We start from the raw sequence: 19908 nt of genomic DNA, 5'->3' as shown, positions 1-19908 counted from the left end.
TTTTTTTTCACTCTGCGAGTTAGAGTACCAGCGCTGCGATAGAGGCAGACAGTACGCTCACCAGCGTAGAACCGTACACCAGCTTCAGGCCGAAGCGAGAAACCACGTTACCCTGCTCTTCGTTCAGGCCTTTAATCGCACCGGCGATAATACCGATGGAAGAGAAGTTTGCGAAGGAAACCAGGAACACGGACAGAATGCCTTCCGCACGTGGAGAGAGCGTGCTGGCAATTTTCTGCAGATCCATCATTGCCACGAACTCGTTAGAAACCAGTTTGGTTGCCATGATGCTGCCAACCTGCAGTGCTTCATGAGCCGGAACACCCATCACCCATGCGATTGGATAGAAGATGTAGCCCAGGATGCCCTGGAAGGAGATACCGAGCACCGCTGCGAACAGGGCGTTCAGGGCGGCGATCAGCGCGATAAAACCAATCAGCATAGCGGCAACAATAATGGCGACCTTGAAGCCTGCCAGAATGTATTCACCCAGCATTTCGAAGAAGCTCTGCCCTTCATGCAGGTTTGACATCTGGATGTTCTCTTCGCTGGCATCAACACGGTAAGGGTTGATCAGCGACAGCACAATAAAGGTGCTGAACATGTTCAGGACCAGCGCCGCCACCACGTATTTTGGCTCCAGCATGGTCATGTATGCGCCCACGATAGACATGGATACGGTAGACATTGCGGTTGCCGCCATGGTGTACATGCGGTTGCGGGACATTTTGCCCAGAATATCTTTGTACGCGATGAAGTTCTCAGACTGACCGAGGATCAGTGAGCTCACGGCGTTAAAGGATTCCAGTTTGCCCATGCCGTTCACTTTGGACAGCAGGAAGCCAATCGCGCGGATAACCACCGGCAGAACGCGGATGTGTTGCAGAATACCAATCAGTGCAGAGATGAAGACGATAGGGCACAGCACCTTCAGGAAGAAGAAGGCCAGACCTTGATCGTTCATGCTGCCAAAGACGAAGTTAGTCCCTTCGTTAGCAAACCCGAGCAGTTTTTCGAACATCTCGGAGAAGCCTTTCACGAAGCCGAGGCCCACGTTTGAGTTCAGGAAGAACCACGCAAGTAATACTTCAATGACCAGCAGTTGGACAACATAGCGAATACGAATATTTTTGCGGTCTGTGCTGACCAGCAATGCGAGTGCAGTAACGACAACGAGTGCCAGGACAAAATGAAGGACGCGGTCCATATTTGCTCCAAATATGAGGCAGGTTTAATTTTCGTGCACATTCTATGTAACAAGCGAAAAGAAAACGAGATCAAGAACACACTATAGTTACATCCTGTGACGAGTCTCAAAAATAGTGATCAACAATACATTTTTGTTATGTTAGGTAAATGAGTGAAAAGTTAAGTTTGTGTGCTAGGCTTCACAAAAGTGTGCGCTAACTCTGTTCCATTTAGAGCACCCGCATCTCACCTGCCCATCTATCGTCAAAAGCTATCAGAGAAATCATTACAAACCTTACAAATGATCTTGATAATCATTCTCATTTTGATAGCATTAAACATAGCAAAGGCTATATTTCAGAGGCAGAAATGACAAACAGTCGCGTAGAGGGTAGCAGTGGCAGAGCAGCGCGCAAGTTGCGGTTCGCATTAATGGGACCTGCGTTCATTGCTGCCATTGGCTATATCGATCCGGGTAATTTTGCGACCAACATTCAGGCCGGAGCCAGCTTCGGCTACACATTGCTGTGGGTGGTCGTCTGGGCTAACCTGATGGCCATGCTGATCCAGATGCTCTCAGCGAAGCTCGGTATTGCCACGAGCAAAAACCTGGCAGAGCAGATCCGCGACCATTACCCGCGTCCGGCGGTTTGGCTGTACTGGGTCCAGGCTGAAATTATCGCCATGGCAACCGACCTTGCCGAATTCATAGGGGCTGCGATTGGATTTAAACTAATCCTCGGCGTGTCATTGTTGCAGGGGGCAGTGCTGACCGGGATTGCGACTTTCCTTATTCTGATGCTGCAGCGCCGAGGACAGAAGCCGCTGGAAAAAGTCATCGGTGGTCTGCTGCTGTTTGTTGCTGCAGCCTATATTGTGGAGCTGATCTTCTCCCAGCCGAATCTGGTGCAGCTGAGTAAAGGGATGGTGATCCCAAGTCTGCCCACCTCCGAAGCGGTATTCCTGGCTGCTGGCGTCCTCGGGGCGACCATTATGCCGCATGTGATTTATCTGCACTCCTCCCTGACACAACATCTGCACGGTGGCACCCGTAAGGAACGCTATTCCGCGACAAAATGGGATGTCGCGTTTGCCATGACGATTGCCGGTTTTGTGAATCTGGCGATGATGGCGACCGCTGCTGCCGCTTTCCACTTTAATGGTCACACGGGGATTGCCGATCTCGATCAGGCTTATCTGACGCTGGAACCGTTACTGAGCCATGCCGCAGCAACGATATTTGGGCTGAGCCTGGTGGCTGCTGGCCTCTCTTCCACGGTGGTAGGTACGCTGGCGGGACAAGTGGTGATGCAGGGATTCGTGCGTTTTCATATTCCGCTGTGGGTGCGTCGCGCCGTCACCATGCTGCCGTCGTTTATTGTAATTCTGATGGGGCTGGATCCTACCCGCATTTTGGTAATGAGCCAGGTCCTGCTGAGTTTTGGTATTGCCCTTGCGCTGGTGCCATTGTTGATTTTTACCAGCGATAAAACACTGATGGGCGATCTCGTGAACTCGACGCTGGTGAAAAGGACCGGGTGGGCGATTGTAGTCGTGGTGGTGGCGCTGAATCTGTGGTTGTTAGTCGGAACTGCGCTGGGTCTTTAAAACAAAAAAAGGAGCCAAAAGGCTCCTTTTTACGTTAGTGACGATGGCCGTGACCACCGTGACCATGTTTACCACCGTGTCCACCCCAGCCGCCACGACGGTCATCGCGATCGTTCCAGCCTTCACGATAGCCACGCTCATAGGCGTTGTTTTTATACCAGCCGCGATGCCGACCATTATCATGCTTGCGCCAGCGGTCGCCACGCCATTCATAATGACGGTTCCAGTAATCACGGTCGCGCCAGTAGCCACCGTCCCAGTATCTGCCGTAGTCATCACGATCGCCAATTTGTAATTTTACTGATGGCAACAGGGTGATCTCGCCAGCATTGGCGACCAGCGGGGCAGAAGCCATTAATACCGCTGCTAAAATCAGTGACCTGAACATACTCTTCTCCTTCACGATCGGGGCCTTGTGGGCCTGTTAACGCAATATTACGAGTTGGTAAAGCCTCGTTTCATCGCCTCAACTCCGAATTCACAGATAAGAGCACTTTTTGCTAAAGTCGGCTTTAATTTGTTCAGGCCAGAATATCTTCGATCCGCGTCAATTCATCTTCCGAGAAATGGCGATTGTCCAGCATACCCACCGCGTCATCGATTTGCGCGGTTTTACTGGCCCCAATCAGTACAGAAGTCACAGTATCGTGGCGTAAAATCCAGGCCAGAGCCATCTGCGACAGCTTCTGACCGCGGCTTTCGGCAAGGGCGTTTAACTTGCGCACTTTTTCCAGCTTTTCTTCGGTGAGCTGATTCGGGTTCAGGAACTTGCTGCCGCTGGCCGCACGGGAGTCCGCTGGAATGCCGTTCAGATAACGGTTGGTTAATTGACCACCCGCGAGAGGAGAGAAGGGTATACACCCAACCCCTGTCTGCTGCAGTACATCCAGCAAACCCGCTTCAGGGGCCCGCTCAAACATCGAATATTTAGGCTGGTGGATAAGACAAGGCGTACCGAGGTCGTGAAGGATTTCAATTGCCTGGCGCGCCAGTTCCGCAGGATAGTTGGATAACCCGACGTACAGTGCCTTGCCCTGTCGCACCAGATGGTCGAGCGCTTTCATTGTTTCCTGAAGCGGTGTTTCCGGGTCCGGGCGGTGATGATAGAAGATGTCGACATACTCCAGCCCCATGCGTTTCAGGCTCTGATCCAGACTCGAGACCAGATATTTACGCGAGCCCCAGTCGCCGTAGGGACCGTCCCACATGGTATATCCTGCTTTCGTCGAGATAATTAACTCATCGCGCCAGGGGAGAAAATCTTCCAGCAAAATGCGCCCGAAATTACGTTCGGCTGAACCGGGAGGAGGACCATAGTTGTTGGCAAGGTCGAAATGCGTAATCCCCAAATCGAACGCGCGCTGTAATAGTTGACGGCTGTTTTCGATGAGCGTGGCATCGCCAAAGTTATGCCAAAGCCCAAGCGAGATGGCGGGCAATTTCAACCCGCTTTGTCCGCAGCGGCGATACTGCATTGTCTGATAACGATTTTTATCCGGCTGATAACGCATGATCGTGACCTCTGACGCTGATAAGTAAAACGTGTGTATACGGTTACACTAACGCGAAAAAAGAGAGAATAGCGCAGCATTTTTTGTAAAGCATTCTTTCCAACTCCTTCTTACTGCCTTTTCTGGACAGCCATCACGCTTATTTAATACTCAAGGTGAGAACAACATTAGAAGGATACCTGTTTATGCGTACCCCATACTGCGTCGCCGATTACCTGCTGGACCGTCTGACTGATTGTGGAACCGATCATCTGTTTGGCGTGCCGGGCGACTATAACCTGCAGTTTCTCGACCATGTAATAGACAGCCCGGATATCTGTTGGGTGGGTTGTGCCAACGAGCTTAACGCGTCATATGCCGCAGACGGCTATGCCCGATGTAAGGGCTTTGCCGCGCTGTTAACCACATTCGGCGTCGGAGAGCTAAGCGCCATGAACGGGGTGGCGGGTAGCTTTGCCGAACACGTTCCCGTGTTGCATATTGTGGGGGCGCCGGGAATGGCGGCGCAGCAAAAAGGCGAGTTATTGCACCATACCTTAGGTGACGGTGAGTTCCGTCATTTTTACCATATGAGCGAACCCATCACCGTCGCGCAGGCGATCCTGACCGAACAAAATGCCTGCTACGAAATTGACCGCGTGCTGACCACCATGCTGCGCGAACGCCGTCCTGGCTATTTGATGTTGCCTGCGGATGTGGCGAAAAAAGCCGCGACACCACCTGTAAGCGCTCTCACCGTTAAGCCTGTTCACGCGGATAATGCCTGTCTCAAAGCGTTTCGTGATGCCGCCCGGAGTCGCCTGGCCATGAGCAAACGGACCGCGCTGCTGGCCGATTTTCTGGTGCTCCGCCATGGGCTAAAACCTGCGCTGCAGAAATGGGTGAAAGAGGTGCCGATGGCACACGCCACCATGTTGATGGGGAAAGGGATATTTGATGAGCGTCAGGCGGGTTTTTACGGCACTTACAGTGGTTCAGCGAGCGCGGAGCCGGTCAAAGAGGCGATTGAAAGAGCTGACACAGTGCTGTGCATTGGTACGCGGTTTACCGATACCCTGACCGCCGGGTTCACTCACCAGCTCACTCCTGCTCAGACCATCGAAGTGCAACCTCATGCTTCCCGCGTGGGCGACGTCTGGTTTACGGGCATTCCCATGCTGCAGGCGATTGAGACGCTGGCAGAGTTATGCAAACAACATGTGCGTGAAAGCCCTGCACCCTCGACACACAGTGGTTTTTCCTGGCCTGCAGAGGGCGCTTCACTCACGCAGGAGAACTTCTGGAGCACGCTGCAAACCTTCATTCGCCCCGGCGACATTATTCTTGCCGATCAGGGTACCTCGGCGTTTGGCGCGATCGATCTTCGCTTACCTGCGGACGTTAATTTTATCGTTCAGCCGCTCTGGGGGTCGATTGGCTACACGCTGGCGGCGGCCTTTGGCGCGCAGACGGCATGCCCGGACCGGCGCGTGATTGTCCTGACCGGGGATGGTGCCGCACAGCTGACGATTCAGGAAATGGGCTCAATGCTGCGCGATAAGCAGCACCCGATTATCCTGGTGCTCAACAATGAAGGGTACACGGTTGAGAGGGCCATACACGGACCTGAACAGCGGTACAACGATATCGCCCTGTGGAACTGGACGCAGATCCCGCAGGCACTGAGCCTGGATCCTCAGGCCGAATGCTGGCGGGTCAGTGAAGTCGATCAACTGGCGGACGTGCTGGAAAAAGTGGCGCACCATGAGCGGCTTTCGCTCATTGAGGTCATGCTGCCCAAAGCGGATATTCCCCCGCTGTTGGGCGCGATAACCAAAGCGCTGGAGGCGCGAAATAGCGCCTGATCACTTATCGTTTCGCCAGGCCATCATCATCGGTTTGCCCGCCAGCAGGAGCCAGGCGGGCAACATCACGATACAGAGCAGAGGGAAGAGGGTAGAGTCAGGCACCACCACGGCGGCCATAAAAAGGCTCAGCCATGCATCCCGCGTCACTACCAGTACCAGCCCGAGAATTGAGCACGAAACGGTTATCGCAGCCGGTACGGCGTCCACATGCTCGTGCAACATCAGTCCCAACGCTACCCCGACAAACACTGCCGGGAAGATGCGTCCGCCACGAAAACCGCACGCGGCGGCCACGACCAGCGCCGCCAGCTTTATCACCGCAAACAGCAGATAATCCGACACGCTAAACACCTGACTGAATGCCAGCTGCTGCATTTCGTCCAGGCCTTTAAACAGCGTCACTTTTCCGCCGATAGCGCCCAGAATGCCGAGAAGCAGCCCCCCGACGCCCAGAATCAGCACCGGATGTTTGAGCTTATGCATCAGCCGATGCAGGCGCGGAAGACACCATACTGCGACCATGCCCAGCGCAATGGCGATGGCGACCACAATTGCGCCGCTGAAAATGTCCGCGACCTGCATCTGGCCATAGTGGGGGAGAGGGAGAGAGAAGTGGGGATGGAAAAACAGGCTGGTGGTCAACGCACCGGCAGCGGCGGCCATCAGCGGCGCAAAGAGTTTGTCCCAGAGCGGGACGTCATTATTACCGCTCAGCGTCTGGGAGAAGATCAGCGCGGCGGCGACGGGTGTGCCGAACAGCGCGCCGATGGTGCCTGCAGAGGCCAGGATCGTCCAGTCCAGCGCGTTGACGCGCGGTAAAATGCGCGAACCCAGGAAAACCGCCAGCGCGATATTGACCGCCATGATCGGATGTTCAGGCCCCAGGCTGACGCCGCCCGCCAGACCCACGATCAGCGCAACGATCAGTCCCGGCAGCGCTGCCGGGCTGACGGGCGCGCCGATCAACGGTTCCTGCGCGGGATCGGGCCCGGCATGGTCCGGACTGAAACGAATCACCAAACCCACCGCAATACCGGTGAGCGTCAGCATGACGATAATCCATACAGGAGAATCAGGGCTGAAGCCAATATTGGCAGGCAGGGCGGTCCATAACATCGCTTGCAGTACCGACGCGACTTTCATCACGACGATGAGCACCAGGCTTGAAGCAACGCCAATAACGAGCGCCGGTATTGCTAATAACAGCATGGTTCTGGCTCGCGGGTGGAGCATGATGATTTCCTTGTACAAAACGGTATAACGTTACTTTGCACAATCAGCTTTATGGCAATAGTGCAAAAGGTGCTGAAACGGTAAAGTTATTCTGTGACGAAGATCGATAATCCTGGGGCATTCACTTTCTGGTCGTTGTTGTTATCACGCCTTGAATTTACAGTGTTCCAAAGATTTATTCTGACTTTAGCGGAGCAGTAGAAGAATGACAAAGTATGCTTTGGTAGGTGATGTGGGCGGCACGAACGCGCGCCTTGCACTCTGCGATGTAAATAGCGGTGACATTTCCCAGGCGAAAACCTATTCAGGGCTGGATTATCCAAGTCTGGAAGCCGTGGTTCGCGTATATCTTGAAGAGCATAAGGTCAGCGTCGAAGACGGCTGTATCGCTATTGCGTGCCCGATTACCGGTGACTGGGTGGCTATGACCAACCACACCTGGGCCTTCTCCATTGCCGAAATGAAAAAAAACCTCGGCTTTGCGCATCTTGAAATCATCAATGACTTCACGGCGGTGTCGATGGCGATCCCGATGCTGAAGCCGGAACACCTGATCCAGTTTGGCGGCACGGCGCCGGTCGAAGGCAAGCCGATTGCGGTTTACGGCGCGGGAACCGGGCTGGGCGTCTCTCACCTTGTCCACGTCGATAAGCGCTGGGTCAGTCTGCCGGGCGAAGGCGGCCACGTGGATTTCGCACCGAACAGTGAAGAAGAGGGCATTATCCTCGAAGAGTTACGTGCTGAAATCGGCCACGTTTCTGCCGAACGCGTGCTGTCGGGCCCAGGGCTGGTCAATTTGTACCGTGCGATTGTGAAATCTGATGGTCGTCTGCCTGAAAATCTGCAGCCTAAAGACGTGACCGAGCGCGCCCTGGCGGACAGCTGCATCGATTGCCGTCGTGCCTTGTCCCTGTTTTGCGTGATTATGGGGCGCTTCGGCGGCAACCTGGCGCTGACGCTGGGCACGTTTGGTGGGGTCTATATTGCGGGCGGTATCATGCCGCGCTTCCTCGAGTTCTTTAAAGCCTCTGGTTTCCGCGGCGGGTTTGAAGATAAAGGGCGCTTCAGAAGCTACGTGCAGGACATCCCTGTTTACCTGATTGTGCATGATAATCCTGGGCTGCTGGGCTCGGGTGCGCATTTGCGTCAGGTTCTGGGACAAATTCTCTGATGGTCATTCCCCTCTCCAGCGGGAGAGGGGAACGCTCACAGGTGCATCAGCTGGCGAAACTCTTTTACCTTGCTGCGGCTCACCGGCACCTGGAAGTCGAGATCCTTCAGACGCAAAATATACGTGTTGTTAAACCAGGGTTCGATCTCGCGGATCTTGTTCAAATTGACGCAAAACGAACGGTGGCAGCGGAAGAAGTGCGCCGCAGGTAGCTTGCTGCAAAACTCGGTGATGTTCATCGCCATCACGTACGATTCACGTCGCGTATAGACAAACGTCATCTTTTCATGTGCTTCGGCGTAATAAATATCGTCGATAGGCGTGACGATGATCCTTTCATCCTTCACCAGATTAATGGTGTCATTCTCCCGGATAGCAGGGCTTGCGGTCGCAGGCGCGGCTTGCTGTTTCCATGCCGCTTCCAGCTTTTGCAGCATGCTGATAATACGCGACTCCTGATAAGGCTTGAGGATGTAGTCAAACGCTTCCAGCTCGAAGGCCTCCACGGCGTGCTCTTTCCACGCGGTAACAAAGACAATAAAGGGCTTGTGGGCAAACTGATTAATATTTTGCGCCAGCAGCACGCCATCCAGCGACGGAATATTAATATCGAGAAAAATGGCATCGACCCGGTTGTGCTGGAGGAACTTCAGCACGTCCAGGCCATCTTCGAATGTGCCTACAATCTCCATCTGGCTGTGCGTTTTGATGAGCCAGCTCAGCTCCTGTTGAGCCAGAACCTCATCTTCCACAATGATGACTTTCATCTGTAACTCCGGCCTATGGCATCAGGGATATTGGTGCATGAACGGGGGTGCGTTCATTCGGCACGTAAAACGCGATTTCTGTGCCCGGCTCCAGGCGATGAATGTGCAGCCCGTCGCCGTACAGCAGTTTGACCCGATGGTGGACATTCAAAAGGCCAATCTTATTGCCCGGCATTTCGTTGGATTCCAAGCGTTCAATTACCTTTGGGTCGATACCGTGGCCGGTATCGCGCACCGCAATGCGCACGCGATTCCCGCTCTCGGTCACGCTAATGGTCACGACGCCTTTGCCTTTGCACGGCTGAATTCCGTGGACAATGGCGTTTTCCACCAGCGGCTGGATCAGCAGGCTTGGGATCACGCAGTTGACCTCTTCATCAATATCGTAAATGACGGTGAGCTTATCGCCAAAGCGGGCCTGCTCGATCGCGATGTAATCTTTGATTTGATAAAGCTCTTTTTTGATGTCGATCTGCTCGTCATCTTTCAATTCAATGTTGTAGCGCAGATAGCGTGACAGGTTGAAAATCAGCTGGCGGGCGGTGTCCGGATTAAGGCGAATGGAGGAGGAGATGGCGTTCAGCGCGTTAAACAGGAAATGAGGATTAATTTTACTTTGCAGCGCGCGTAGCTCTGCCTTATTTGCCATTTCGCGCAGCTGCTCCGCGCGCGAGACTTCCAACTGAGTTGAGATGATTTGCGACAGACCAATCGCCATTTCCTGCAATGAGGAGGTGATCTGGTGCGCATGGCAGTAGTAAATCTTCAGCGTGCCCGTGACGACCCCTTTCTCCCACAATGGGATCACCAGCATGGAATGTATTTCGGGCGTCCTGTGGGCTTCATCATTGTTTTTAATGATGATTTTACCGTAGTTGATCGCCTGTCGGGTGGTTGGGCTGATGGTGTCGTCGTTGTCACGATAGTTGTGCTCCCCGACGCCCACGTAGGCCAGCACGTGGTCGATATTGGTGATGGCGACGGCATCGGCGTGAATATCGCGACGGATGATATCGCAGACCTGGCGTAAAGACTCAACGTTAACGTGGCGGAACAGCGGCAGCGTTTTGTTGGCAATATCGAGTGCCAGCTTGGCCTGACGTGCGGCGCTGGCCTCTTTTTCCCCTTCCACACTCTGCACCAGCAGGACAATAAAGCCTATGCAGACGCTGCCGAGGATCATCGGAATACCGATTTTCGAAACAATATCCAGCCCAAGAGCGGTCGTGGGTGCCCACACCACAACCAAAATCATGGTCAAGGTTTCACACACCATGCCCGCGATGATCCCGGCGCGCCAGTGCTGCTTTTTGGGGAATTTGCGGTTAATCCAGCCGGACAGGATCCCGGCGATAATGCTGGTAATAAAGCACGGAATAGCCGTCACGCCGCCGATATCAATCAAATAGCGGTGTGTGCCGGCAATCAATCCGGTGATCACCCCAACCCAGGGGCCAAACAGTATCCCGCCTGACATCACGGCGATAATGCGCACGTTGACCAGCGACCCTTCGACAGGCACTCCGGACCAGGTGCTGAAAAGGGCAAACATCGAAAAGATGGCGGTTACGGCCAGCAGCTCTTTTGGCGAGTGCGCTGACTTGTGCAGAAGCTCGCGGAACAGGCGAATGCGAATGAGGAAAAACAGACAAATCAGCATTAGCGCTGCGCGATCAAATACCGCCAGCAGCATATCGAATATTTCGTGCACAAGTGAACCTGGAGAATCGGGAAAGAACCATGATAAAAAACCTGGCGCGTATTGACCAGCTATCCGTCAGGTTTATCAAATGAGGAAAAACCACAGTCTGCAAAGGGGATTGTTCGGAAAGTTCTTCAGTCCGGCTGAATTTTTCTGAACGAAGCGCAGCGAGGTAATCGTTATGATAACACCATGTTAAATAACGGGTATTAAAAAACCATTTTACGTCATCAGCCTTCCGCTTTTAGCGACAGCAGGGTTCCTGTTTTAACGCGATATCTTTTTTTTACTTTCCCTCTCGACAGCATGTTTTTTTTCAGGTTATTTTCTAAGCACGCCACATCGGTGGCAGCGTCGCTCGGACGGTCCGGGCGCTAACGTTAATCTGAGGAATCTATGGCTGAATTCAGTCCTGAACGCCGTTTCACGCGTATCGATCGTCTCCCCCCTTATGTTTTCAATATCACTGCTGAGCTGAAGATGGCTGCGCGTCGGCGCGGCGAAGATATCATCGATTTCAGCATGGGTAACCCTGACGGCCCAACGCCGCCGCATATTGTTGAGAAACTCTGTACGGTTGCCCAGCGCCCGGATACGCATGGTTACTCAACGTCTCGCGGTATTCCTCGATTACGTCGTGCCATTTCCCGCTGGTACCAGGATCGCTACCAGGTGGACATCGATCCTGAAAGTGAAGCCATTGTCACCATTGGCTCGAAAGAAGGGCTGGCACACCTGATGCTGGCGACGCTGGATCACGGTGATACCGTGCTGGTGCCAAACCCCAGCTATCCGATCCATATCTACGGTGCGGTGATTGCTGGCGCGCAGGTTCGCTCTGTGCCGCTGGTGGAAGGCGTAGACTTCTTTAACGAACTGGAACGCGCGATTCGTGAAAGCTACCCGAAACCAAAGATGATGATCCTCGGTTTCCCGTCGAACCCAACGGCCCAGTGCGTTGAGCTCGAATTCTTCGAGAAAGTGGTCGCCCTGGCAAAACGTTACGACGTGCTGGTGGTTCACGATCTCGCCTATGCGGATATTGTCTACGACGGTTGGAAGGCGCCTTCAATTATGCAGGTGCCGGGCGCACGCGATGTGGCGGTCGAGTTCTTCACGCTGTCGAAAAGTTACAACATGGCGGGTTGGCGCATTGGCTTTATGGTGGGTAACAAGACGCTGGTAAATGCGCTGGCGCGTATTAAGAGTTACCACGACTACGGCACATTTACGCCGCTACAGGTTGCTGCAATTGCTGCGCTTGAAGGCGATCAGCAGTGTGTACAGGATATTGCTGCCCAGTATAAGCGGCGTCGCGATGTGCTGGTGAAAGGCCTGCATGAAGCGGGCTGGATGGTGGAAATGCCGAAGGCGTCCATGTACGTCTGGGCTAAAATTCCTGAGCCCTATGCGGCAATGGGTTCGCTGGAGTTTGCCAAGAAGCTCCTGCAGGATGCGAAGGTGTGCGTCTCGCCGGGCATCGGGTTTGGCGATTATGGCGATACCCACGTGCGGTTTGCGTTGATTGAAAACAGCGACCGCATTCGTCAGGCGGTCAGGGGGATTAAAAGCATGTTCCGGGCTGACGGGTTTCTCTCATCAAAAAATGTGGCTGAACAGCCCGAAACCTGACGACACAAAAAAACAGGCGCCTTGAGCGCCTGTTTTTTTGACTGCATGTTCTTTGCTAGATCATCAGGGCAAAGGTTCCGGCCCAGACTAAAACAATCACCGAAATGCCCATAAAGAAATATTTCACGTTTCATCACTCCGCGTATCTTGTGGTACGCATTCAAAAACAGAGTCCACCTGATTATAGAGAGTTGAAATCGGGCTAAAACGGAAATCGGAATTATCCCGCTACGCCTCAGACTCCACCTCAGAATTCTGCGCTTCCCATTGTCAGACGGCGCTAATGTACGCCTAAAAATGGGGGGTGACAAGTGGGATTTTTCTAAATACTTTCCGATACTTACGAGTGTCGTGGAACGGCGACAGTTTGATTTCAGTACGCAATAAATTCCCGTTGAGCGACGCAGAAAAAAGACGGTTACTCAGGGTAATTACAGGTGATTGAAAAGGTTAGTTTCTTAGCGAAACTAACCTTCTGGAAGGCTTAGATATAGAGAGAGGCTTCGCCCAGCGGACGGGTTTTGAAGCGGCGGTGCATCCACAAATACTGCTCAGGTGCACGCATGATCTCGAACTCGATAACCTTGTTGATAAAGGTCGCGGCTTCACACTCATTTTCCGGGTAGTTCGCCATTTCCGGGGAGATGTGCAAGCGATAACCCGATTTATCCGCTTTTCTGACCATCGTTACGGTCAGCATAGCGGCACCAGAAAGGCGTGAAATCACAAAGGTGCCATTGGTCGTAGCAACGTCTTTAACGGCGAAGAAAGGCGCGAAGCTGCTGCCTTTACGGCCATAATCCTGATCGGGTGCAAACCAGACGGCCTCACCTTTTTTCAGCGCACCGACCATGCCGCGCAGATTGTTACGGCTGATCATCGCCTTGTTTGAGCGCATACGGCCGCGAGTCTGAACCCACTCCATCAGCGCGCTGTTGTGCGGACGGTAGGTTGCCATCATCGGCTGGCAAAGCCCCATCACGCGACCGCCGAGCTCGAGGGACATAAAGTGAACCCCGACGACCATCACGCCCCGATTCTGCGCCTGGGCGCGCTTCAGGTTATCCAGACCTTCTACATCAAACCATTTACGCACGCGTTCATCAGGCCAGAACCAGGCCATACCGGTTTCCAGCAATGCCATGCCGATAGATTTAAAGTTTTCAGCGATCAGCTTTTCGCGCTGCTGCGCATTGTAGTGCGGGAAGCAAAGCTCGAGATTTTTACGCGCAATAGATTCGCGACGTTTCAGGAAATAGCGCGATGCGCTGCCGAGTCTTGAACCCAGAAAGCGGATCACCGGGTATGGAAGCTGAACCAGCAACCAAAGTACGCCAAGACCAAACCATGTAAACCAGTAACGCGGGTGCAGAAATGAGCGTTTAAATTTGGATTGAGACAAAATAGAGAACCTATGTAAAGCCTGTTAAAGTAGCGCACGCTGGCACTACCGCATGCCATTTAGACCGTAGGACAAGGTCATGGTTTCAGGCTTTACCGATCTTTACGGCGTTGCCTGGCCATAGCTGACGTTGGGTGGGCAGAGTAATGTAGCACCCTTATACGGTATGTGCTATAACTCGTTTTTGATTAAAAAAGCGGCAATTGCGGAGGCGGTTGATTTTGCTATTGTTATTAACAGTAACAAGTGACTCTGAAGGCGCTGACGATGGAAACTTATCTGCAAACGGTGAAAGGCGAATGGGTTCAACTGATCACTGAAACCGATCCGCACATTCACGATGTTACTGCCCAGCTTGCTACCGATCACGCATCTGTTCTGATTGCAGAGTTCTATCGCGTCGTTTTGGCCGATCCCAACATCGCTGAGTTTTTGACCACAGAACAGGTGGAACGACAGTTGCAGGAAGCGCTGCGTCGCTGGCTGGTTGATGTTCTCTCCTGTCAGGTAGATCAGGTTGAGGAGCAGATACGGGCCCAGCAGCGTGCCGCCGATGTCCATGCCCGTATTGGTATTTCGGTCGATCTGGTCGAAATGGGCTTCCGGGTACTGAAAAAACTACTGTTACCTATCATTAACGCCACCTCCCATCCTTCTGACGTGAAGCTTAGCGTTTATCACTACGCCATTAACAGCATCGATCTGGCGATGGAGGTGATGTCGCGCGCGTATGTCTTTAGCGAGAACAATGCGGCGAAAGAGGATGAAAACTACCGGATTTTCTCGCTGATGGAGAATGCGGAAGAAGAGAAGGAGCGTCAGACCGCTGCGCTGCTGACCTGGGAAATGACGCTGCTCTATAAGGTGATGTTAGATTCCAGCATAGGCAACAGCCGACCGCTCGGGCAATCAGATTTTGGGCTGTGGTTTAGTCATAAAGGACGTCACTATTTCAGCGGTATTGCCGAAGCAGGGCATATCTCCCGGCTCATTCAGGAGTTTGACGATGCGTTTAATGAGGTCCGCCAGGCTGAGGACGCGCTTCGTGACAGGTCACGGCAGGTCAAATTTTTGCGGCAGGTGCGTAACACCCTCTCGCAAATCGTTACTCTGCTGCGTGAGCTGTTTGATGAGGTTTCCCGCCATGAGGTGGGAATGGACGTGCTCACCCGACTGCTGAACCGTCGCTTCCTGCCGACCATTTTTAAACGTGAAATCACCCATGCCACCCGCGCCGGTACGCCGCTGTCGGCGCTACTGATCGATGTTGATAAATTCAAGCAAATCAATGATACCTGGGGCCACAATACGGGTGATGAAATCCTGCGAAAAGTGGCGGGTGCGTTTTATGACAACGTTCGCACCTGCGACTACGTATTTCGCTACGGTGGTGATGAGTTTTTAATTGTGCTGACGGAAATCACCGAAGCTGACGCCCTGCGTATCGCAGAACGGATCCGCAAGCGTGTAGAAAAAATTAAGGTTAGCTCCCCGACCGGCGAGGCGATCTCGCTTTCCCTTTCAATCGGGGCGGCGATGTTCAATGGACATCCTGACTATGAACGTCTGATACAGGCAGCGGATGAAGCGCTGTATGGTGCAAAACGACGCGGACGGAACTGTGTGGAGTTGTGGAAAATGCAGTGATTTTATGAAGTCAGGAAGAACGAAAGTGTCCCCTGCAGGAATCGAACCTGCAACTAGCCCTTAGGAGGGGCTCGTTATATCCATTTAACTAAGGGGACGAGGCGGCACGAGTATAGCGTTATTTACACTTTGCGTTAAGCGCATTGCCGCCTGACTGCTCAAAGAGTCACCATTCAGGTCGATTTTTTTGCCGATTTTTCATTATCTTCCTGTGCCTTGAGCTCGGCCTTACGCTTGTTCGACATATCATTGCGGATTTGCGCGTGGCTCAACAACGCGAAGATAAAGGTCCCGCCGCAAATATTGCCCGCCAGCGTCGGCAGGGCGAACGGCCAGAAGAAATCGCTCCAGTGTAGCGTGCCATTAAAGACCAGATAGAGAATTTCAACGGTACCCACCACGATGTGCGTGGTATCGGCGAGCGCAATCAGCCAGGTCATCAGGATGATCACCACAATTTTTGCGCTGCCTGCCGAGGGGAACATCCACACCATGGTGGCGATGATCCAGCCGGAGATAATCGCATTCGAGAACATCTCTAAGGGCGTGTTTTTCATCACATCCATGCCAATTTTTACAAACGCATCCCGGGTGGGCTCATCAAATATCGGCATATACTCAAAGGCCCAGGCTGCGATGCCTGTACCAATGATATTCCCAAGCAATACCACGCTCCAGAGCCGCATCAGCAAGCCGAAATTGCCCAGGGTAGGGTTTTGCATCACGGGCAGCACGGCAGTGACGGTGTTTTCAGTAAAGAGCTGCTGGCGCGCCATGATGACAATGATAAAGCCGAAGGTGTAGCCAAGATTCTCCAGTAAAAAGCCACCCGGCACGCCCTCCAGCTGGACATGAAATATGCCTTTGGCCAGCAGTGACGCACCCATCGAGAGACCCGCAGCAATCGCCGACCAGAACAGGGCCATGGCATCGCGTTCCATCTCCTTTTCACCATCCTGGCGTATATGTTCGTGGATCGCCATCGCACGGGAGGGCAGGCGATCTTCGTCAATTTCTATCTTCTCGCCACGCTCTTTTTCCTCACTCTCAATTTCTACGTCCTCATTGCTCTCGCCAATTTTTTCTTCGCCCACTTCTTTCATAACCGCTCCTGGAGGATGAACTTTCTTTAAAGCGTAGCGGCTTTTATCGTGATGCCTGTGGGGATGCTCTTAAATTGGTGGCAATGACAACAAAGGTGATACATCTCTTTCAAAGACATTATAAAATTGCCAGCGAAACGAATTCCTAAAGCCAGGCTATGCTGAGATCAGAGTGACGGTGGTTACTGCCCGTAATTGTGCTCATAGACATCGGGAAACGTGCTGTTACAATCACTTGCACGTTTTCATACGGAGCGACAGATGCTCCGTTACGGATGGCAATCAACGATAGCCATACTGAACAGGGAGATAATTATGAAACTTCGGCTGTCGGCGCTTGCGCTGGGCGCGACGATGCTTGTGGGCTGCGCCAGCTCCGGGGAGCAAACGGGACGCTCCGATCCTCTTGAAGGATTTAACCGCTCGATGTACAGCTTCAACTATAACGTGCTGGATCCGTATGTGGTCCGCCCGGTAGCGGTGGCATGGCGCGATTATGTTCCACAACCTGCGCGTAATGGATTAAGCAATTTCACCAGTAACCTGGAAGAGCCTGCGGTGATGGTGAACTATTTCCTGCAAGGTGACCCGTATCAGGGGATGGTGCACTTTACGCGCTTCTTCCTGAACTCCCTGCTGGGTATGGGCGGCTTCATTGATGTCGCTGGCATGGCAAACACAAAACTGCAGCGTGAACAGCCGCACCGTTTCGGCAGCACGCTGGGGCATTACGGCGTAGGTTATGGTCCGTATGTGCATCTGCCGTTCTATGGCAGTTTCACCGTGCGTGATGATGGCGGCGATATGGTGGATACGCTGTATCCTGTGCTGTCATGGCTGACCTGGCCGCTGTCGATTGGTAAGTGGACGGTGGAAGGGATCGAAACGCGCGCGCAACTGCTGGACTCTGACGGTCTGCTGCGCCAGTCTTCCGATCCGTATATCATGGTGCGTGAGGCGTACTTCCAGAACCATGACTTCATCGCCAATGGCGGCAAGCTGAAGCCGGAAGATAATCCGAACGCGAAAGCCATCGAGAATGAACTAAAAGATATCGATTCGGAATAAATAAAAAAGGTGAGCGATGCTCACCTTTTTTGATCCCTGCGCGATTAGAACGCGTAGTTGAAGTTGGTACCGAACAGCCAGGCTTTACCTTCAGAGGTGAACTCGTAAGGGCCTTCCTGGAACGTCACTTTCTGACCGTGCATATAAGAAACGCCAGCGTCGACTGACGCATTCTCGTTGAATGCATAGGTTGCACCAGCACTCAGCCAGAAGCGGTCCTGATCCGGGATGGAGATGGAGCGCTTATCAGCCGGAACCGGGCTATCATCAAACGCTATACCGGTACGGAACGTCCAGTTGTCGTCCATATAGTAGGTTGTACCCAGCGCAATACGGTATGCGTCGTGGAAACTTTCGTCCTTATAGAACAGCGTCTGACCATTGGTGCCGGTCGCTTTCAACTCTTCGAACTGACTCCAGCTGGTGTATGCCAGGCTATAGTGAATAGCCCACTGTGGTGCGACGCGGTTGTAACCGGAGACTTCCCACATTTCTGGCAGATGCAGTGACAGTGAACCTGGTACGGTCTGGTTTGACGTGCCCCACGGGATGGTGGTGCCTGCACCCGGAACCATGCCGTTTACAGGGCTCAGGATGCCGCTTTTGTAATCGCCATCGAAATCAATTTTCACTTCTGAGCGATAGGTCAGACCCCAGCGGTTATTTTTGTCCAGCTCATACAGAATACCCGCGTTCCAGCCGTAGCCCCACTCATCGCCCTTCAGGCTGGCGATCTTGTTGCTGTTTTTCGGCAGAGCGGCAGTTTGTTCACCGGTATAGCGCTCAATTTTGGCATCAGCGTAGACGGCATCAAAGCCCAGGCCGAAGCTCCAGTTGTCATTGAGACGATACGCGCCGCTCAGGTTCAGGTTGAGGGTAGTTAAATCGGTTTTGCCCCCATATTCGCCTGCCGGGTAATTGTTATTGAACTCGGTTGCCAGACCATAGTTAGAGGTGACTGACGCACCCCAACCAAATTGTTCATTAATCGGCGCAACGAAGTGCAGGTTAGGTACCCACGCTGTCGGCGCGATGTTATCCGCTTTCAGGCTCGCGCCGGTGAAAGGCGATTTGCCGGAAATATTGACATCAGGATCGATGTAAACCGCACCAGCAGAGAAGGTCGGGCGATCGAACATCATGATAAGCGCAGGGTTACGACTTGCGTTACCTGCGTCATCAGCAATAGCGCCTTCCCCGGAATATGCACGGCCAAGGCCAGAGGAAGAAAATTCGTTTAACTGGAAGCCCGCTGACCAGGCGGACGTTGAGACGATTGCCACTGCGACTGCCAGCGCAGTCTTTTTGAACAGGGTTTTCTGGCTCATGACCATAACCTCATTGAGTTATTTTTATTCAATAATTGTTACATACCGTAACAGGAGCGCGAAGTGTAGGGTCTGAGGTATGACATACAAATCAGACCAGTGGCGTGAGTATAGGTCTGACCAGCTAATATGTTGCAAGTTTGTTTATTAATATTTTCAAACATGTTTCTTGAAACGAGATCTGGTTGGCAAAATTGTGACCAGCGAGACTCACCCGAAAGGGTGAATTTTGTTTTAGATCATTTTTTAGTGTGATATTGCTCACTTATCCGATTTTGCGTCATTAACGGCTGGAGAGAGCCAGCGGCGGGGCGTAAAATATCAGCATCGTGTTTATCTCGCGCTTTGCGCGAATACAGAGGAAATTGAGCTATGAGTAAATGCAGTGCTGATGAAACCCCGGTTTGCTGCTGTATGGATGTTGGCACCATCATGGACAACACCGATTGCACCGCGTCTTACAGCCGTGTATTCACTAGCCGTGCCGAAGCGGAAGAAACCCTGGTCGCGCTGAGTCAACGTGCGCGTGAAGTCGAATCCGATCCGTGCGAAATCAAGTCGACCTTTACCGAAGTGGAAGGTGGCGTGAAGCTGGACATCGATTTTGTTTTTGCGTGTGAAGCTGAAACGCTGATTTTCCAGCTGGGGCTGCGTTAATTCCAGCGGTCTGGTGCCCTCACCCCAACCCTCTCCCACGGGAG

General features: G+C 52.9%; 17 protein-coding genes and 1 tRNA gene. 7 read left to right on the top strand and 11 right to left on the bottom strand.

Annotated features, from left to right (window positions below):
- Window positions 1–19: 19 nt before the first annotated feature.
- Window positions 20–1207 carry a nucleoside permease NupC gene (gene nupC / locus ACOQH0_RS16145; RefSeq protein WP_010433166.1) on the bottom strand — a complete coding sequence of 396 codons (1188 nt, stop codon included), beginning with the start codon at window positions 1205–1207 and terminating at the stop codon, window positions 20–22.
- 350 nt (window positions 1208–1557) lie between these two features.
- Between nupC and ACOQH0_RS16140 the strand changes: the two genes are divergently transcribed.
- Window positions 1558–2796 carry an Nramp family divalent metal transporter gene (locus tag ACOQH0_RS16140; RefSeq protein ID WP_108416672.1) on the top strand — a complete coding sequence of 413 codons (1239 nt, stop codon included), beginning with the start codon at window positions 1558–1560 and terminating at the stop codon, window positions 2794–2796.
- 34 nt (window positions 2797–2830) lie between these two features.
- On the opposite strand, the gene ACOQH0_RS16135 is transcribed toward ACOQH0_RS16140, so the two are convergent.
- Complete coding sequence (locus ACOQH0_RS16135; protein ID WP_148400472.1) at window positions 2831–3184, bottom strand: DUF2502 domain-containing protein; 354 nt, start codon at window positions 3182–3184, stop codon at window positions 2831–2833.
- Window positions 3185–3317: 133 nt separating this feature from the next.
- Window positions 3318–4307, bottom strand: coding sequence for an L-glyceraldehyde 3-phosphate reductase (mgrA, locus tag ACOQH0_RS16130; protein ID WP_421510807.1), 990 nt, complete (start codon window positions 4305–4307; stop codon window positions 3318–3320).
- Between the two features lie 185 nt (window positions 4308–4492).
- Here mgrA and ipdC point away from each other — a divergent pair, with 185 nt between their 5' ends.
- The gene (gene ipdC / locus ACOQH0_RS16125; RefSeq protein ID WP_089597884.1) at window positions 4493–6151 is read left to right on the top strand and encodes an indolepyruvate decarboxylase; all 1659 of its coding nucleotides are present in this window, start codon (window positions 4493–4495) and stop codon (window positions 6149–6151) included.
- On the opposite strand, the gene ACOQH0_RS16120 is transcribed toward ipdC, so the two are convergent.
- Window positions 6152–7387: an ion channel protein gene (locus ACOQH0_RS16120; protein WP_237844566.1), complete on the bottom strand. Its 1236-nt coding sequence runs from the start codon at window positions 7385–7387 to the stop codon at window positions 6152–6154.
- Window positions 7388–7592: 205 nt separating this feature from the next.
- Here ACOQH0_RS16120 and glk point away from each other — a divergent pair, with 205 nt between their 5' ends.
- The gene (glk, locus tag ACOQH0_RS16115) at window positions 7593–8558 is read left to right on the top strand and encodes a glucokinase (RefSeq protein ID WP_089597886.1); all 966 of its coding nucleotides are present in this window, start codon (window positions 7593–7595) and stop codon (window positions 8556–8558) included.
- Window positions 8559–8593: 35 nt separating this feature from the next.
- Here glk and ACOQH0_RS16110 read toward each other — a convergent pair whose 3' ends face one another.
- Window positions 8594–9325, bottom strand: a complete 732-nt coding sequence (locus tag ACOQH0_RS16110; RefSeq protein ID WP_010433183.1) for a LytR/AlgR family response regulator transcription factor — start codon at window positions 9323–9325, stop codon at window positions 8594–8596.
- Window positions 9326–9338: 13 nt separating this feature from the next.
- The gene (locus tag ACOQH0_RS16105; RefSeq protein ID WP_421510806.1) at window positions 9339–11036 is read right to left on the bottom strand and encodes a LytS/YhcK type 5TM receptor domain-containing protein; all 1698 of its coding nucleotides are present in this window, start codon (window positions 11034–11036) and stop codon (window positions 9339–9341) included.
- Window positions 11037–11423: 387 nt separating this feature from the next.
- Between ACOQH0_RS16105 and alaC the strand changes: the two genes are divergently transcribed.
- Window positions 11424–12659: an alanine transaminase gene (gene alaC / locus ACOQH0_RS16100; RefSeq protein WP_421510805.1), complete on the top strand. Its 1236-nt coding sequence runs from the start codon at window positions 11424–11426 to the stop codon at window positions 12657–12659.
- 55 nt (window positions 12660–12714) lie between these two features.
- Here the strand turns inward: alaC and ypdK are convergent, their stop codons facing one another.
- Both ypdK and lpxP read right to left on the bottom strand, forming a co-directional pair.
- Window positions 12715–12786: a membrane protein YpdK gene (gene ypdK, locus ACOQH0_RS16095; RefSeq protein WP_099458937.1), complete on the bottom strand. Its 72-nt coding sequence runs from the start codon at window positions 12784–12786 to the stop codon at window positions 12715–12717.
- A 357-nt stretch (window positions 12787–13143) separates the two neighbouring features.
- Window positions 13144–14064, bottom strand: a complete 921-nt coding sequence (gene lpxP, locus ACOQH0_RS16090) for a kdo(2)-lipid IV(A) palmitoleoyltransferase (protein ID WP_421512364.1) — start codon at window positions 14062–14064, stop codon at window positions 13144–13146.
- A gap of 264 nt (window positions 14065–14328) precedes the next feature.
- Between lpxP and ACOQH0_RS16085 the strand changes: the two genes are divergently transcribed.
- A complete protein-coding gene (locus tag ACOQH0_RS16085; RefSeq protein ID WP_421510804.1) occupies window positions 14329–15708 on the top strand; it encodes a diguanylate cyclase in 1380 nt (459 codons plus the stop codon).
- A 26-nt stretch (window positions 15709–15734) separates the two neighbouring features.
- Here ACOQH0_RS16085 and ACOQH0_RS16080 read toward each other — a convergent pair.
- Both ACOQH0_RS16080 and ACOQH0_RS16075 read right to left on the bottom strand, forming a co-directional pair.
- Window positions 15735–15806, bottom strand: a tRNA-Arg gene (locus ACOQH0_RS16080).
- Between the two features lie 75 nt (window positions 15807–15881).
- Window positions 15882–16811 (bottom strand): formate/nitrite transporter family protein, encoded by a 930-nt coding sequence (locus ACOQH0_RS16075; RefSeq protein ID WP_256459109.1) that lies wholly within the window; start codon window positions 16809–16811, stop codon window positions 15882–15884.
- Window positions 16812–17126: 315 nt separating this feature from the next.
- Between ACOQH0_RS16075 and mlaA the strand changes: the two genes are divergently transcribed.
- On the top strand, window positions 17127–17879 hold the full coding sequence (gene mlaA, locus ACOQH0_RS16070; RefSeq protein WP_010433199.1) for a phospholipid-binding lipoprotein MlaA: 753 nt from the start codon (window positions 17127–17129) through the stop codon (window positions 17877–17879).
- Window positions 17880–17923: 44 nt separating this feature from the next.
- On the opposite strand, the gene fadL is transcribed toward mlaA, so the two are convergent.
- Complete coding sequence (gene fadL / locus ACOQH0_RS16065) at window positions 17924–19207, bottom strand: long-chain fatty acid transporter FadL (protein WP_010433202.1); 1284 nt, start codon at window positions 19205–19207, stop codon at window positions 17924–17926.
- 372 nt (window positions 19208–19579) lie between these two features.
- Here fadL and ACOQH0_RS16060 point away from each other — a divergent pair, with 372 nt between their 5' ends.
- Complete coding sequence (locus ACOQH0_RS16060) at window positions 19580–19864, top strand: YfcZ/YiiS family protein (RefSeq protein WP_421510803.1); 285 nt, start codon at window positions 19580–19582, stop codon at window positions 19862–19864.
- Window positions 19865–19908: the final 44 nt, after the last annotated feature.

Source organism: Enterobacter sp. JS8-1, from assembly GCF_049187015.1.
GTDB classification, from domain to species: domain Bacteria; phylum Pseudomonadota; class Gammaproteobacteria; order Enterobacterales; family Enterobacteriaceae; genus Enterobacter; species Enterobacter mori.
Note: the sequence above shows the minus strand (reverse complement) of the source record. Positions and strands in the feature narration are given on the sequence as shown.

Coding starts and splice junctions, on each gene's coding strand:
- nupC (WP_010433166.1), bottom strand. CDS start 1,207: ATGGACCGCGTCCTTCATTTTGTCCTGGCACTCGTTGTCGTTACTGCA.
- ACOQH0_RS16140 (WP_108416672.1), top strand. CDS start 1,558: ATGACAAACAGTCGCGTAGAGGGTAGCAGTGGCAGAGCAGCGCGCAAG.
- ACOQH0_RS16135 (WP_148400472.1), bottom strand. CDS start 3,184: ATGTTCAGGTCACTGATTTTAGCAGCGGTATTAATGGCTTCTGCCCCG.
- mgrA (WP_421510807.1), bottom strand. CDS start 4,307: ATGCGTTATCAGCCGGATAAAAATCGTTATCAGACAATGCAGTATCGC.
- ipdC (WP_089597884.1), top strand. CDS start 4,493: ATGCGTACCCCATACTGCGTCGCCGATTACCTGCTGGACCGTCTGACT.
- ACOQH0_RS16120 (WP_237844566.1), bottom strand. CDS start 7,387: ATGCTCCACCCGCGAGCCAGAACCATGCTGTTATTAGCAATACCGGCG.
- glk (WP_089597886.1), top strand. CDS start 7,593: ATGACAAAGTATGCTTTGGTAGGTGATGTGGGCGGCACGAACGCGCGC.
- ACOQH0_RS16110 (WP_010433183.1), bottom strand. CDS start 9,325: ATGAAAGTCATCATTGTGGAAGATGAGGTTCTGGCTCAACAGGAGCTG.
- alaC (WP_421510805.1), top strand. CDS start 11,424: ATGGCTGAATTCAGTCCTGAACGCCGTTTCACGCGTATCGATCGTCTC.
- ACOQH0_RS16085 (WP_421510804.1), top strand. CDS start 14,329: ATGGAAACTTATCTGCAAACGGTGAAAGGCGAATGGGTTCAACTGATC.
- ACOQH0_RS16075 (WP_256459109.1), bottom strand. CDS start 16,811: ATGAAAGAAGTGGGCGAAGAAAAAATTGGCGAGAGCAATGAGGACGTA.
- mlaA (WP_010433199.1), top strand. CDS start 17,127: ATGAAACTTCGGCTGTCGGCGCTTGCGCTGGGCGCGACGATGCTTGTG.
- fadL (WP_010433202.1), bottom strand. CDS start 19,207: ATGAGCCAGAAAACCCTGTTCAAAAAGACTGCGCTGGCAGTCGCAGTG.
- ACOQH0_RS16060 (WP_421510803.1), top strand. CDS start 19,580: ATGAGTAAATGCAGTGCTGATGAAACCCCGGTTTGCTGCTGTATGGAT.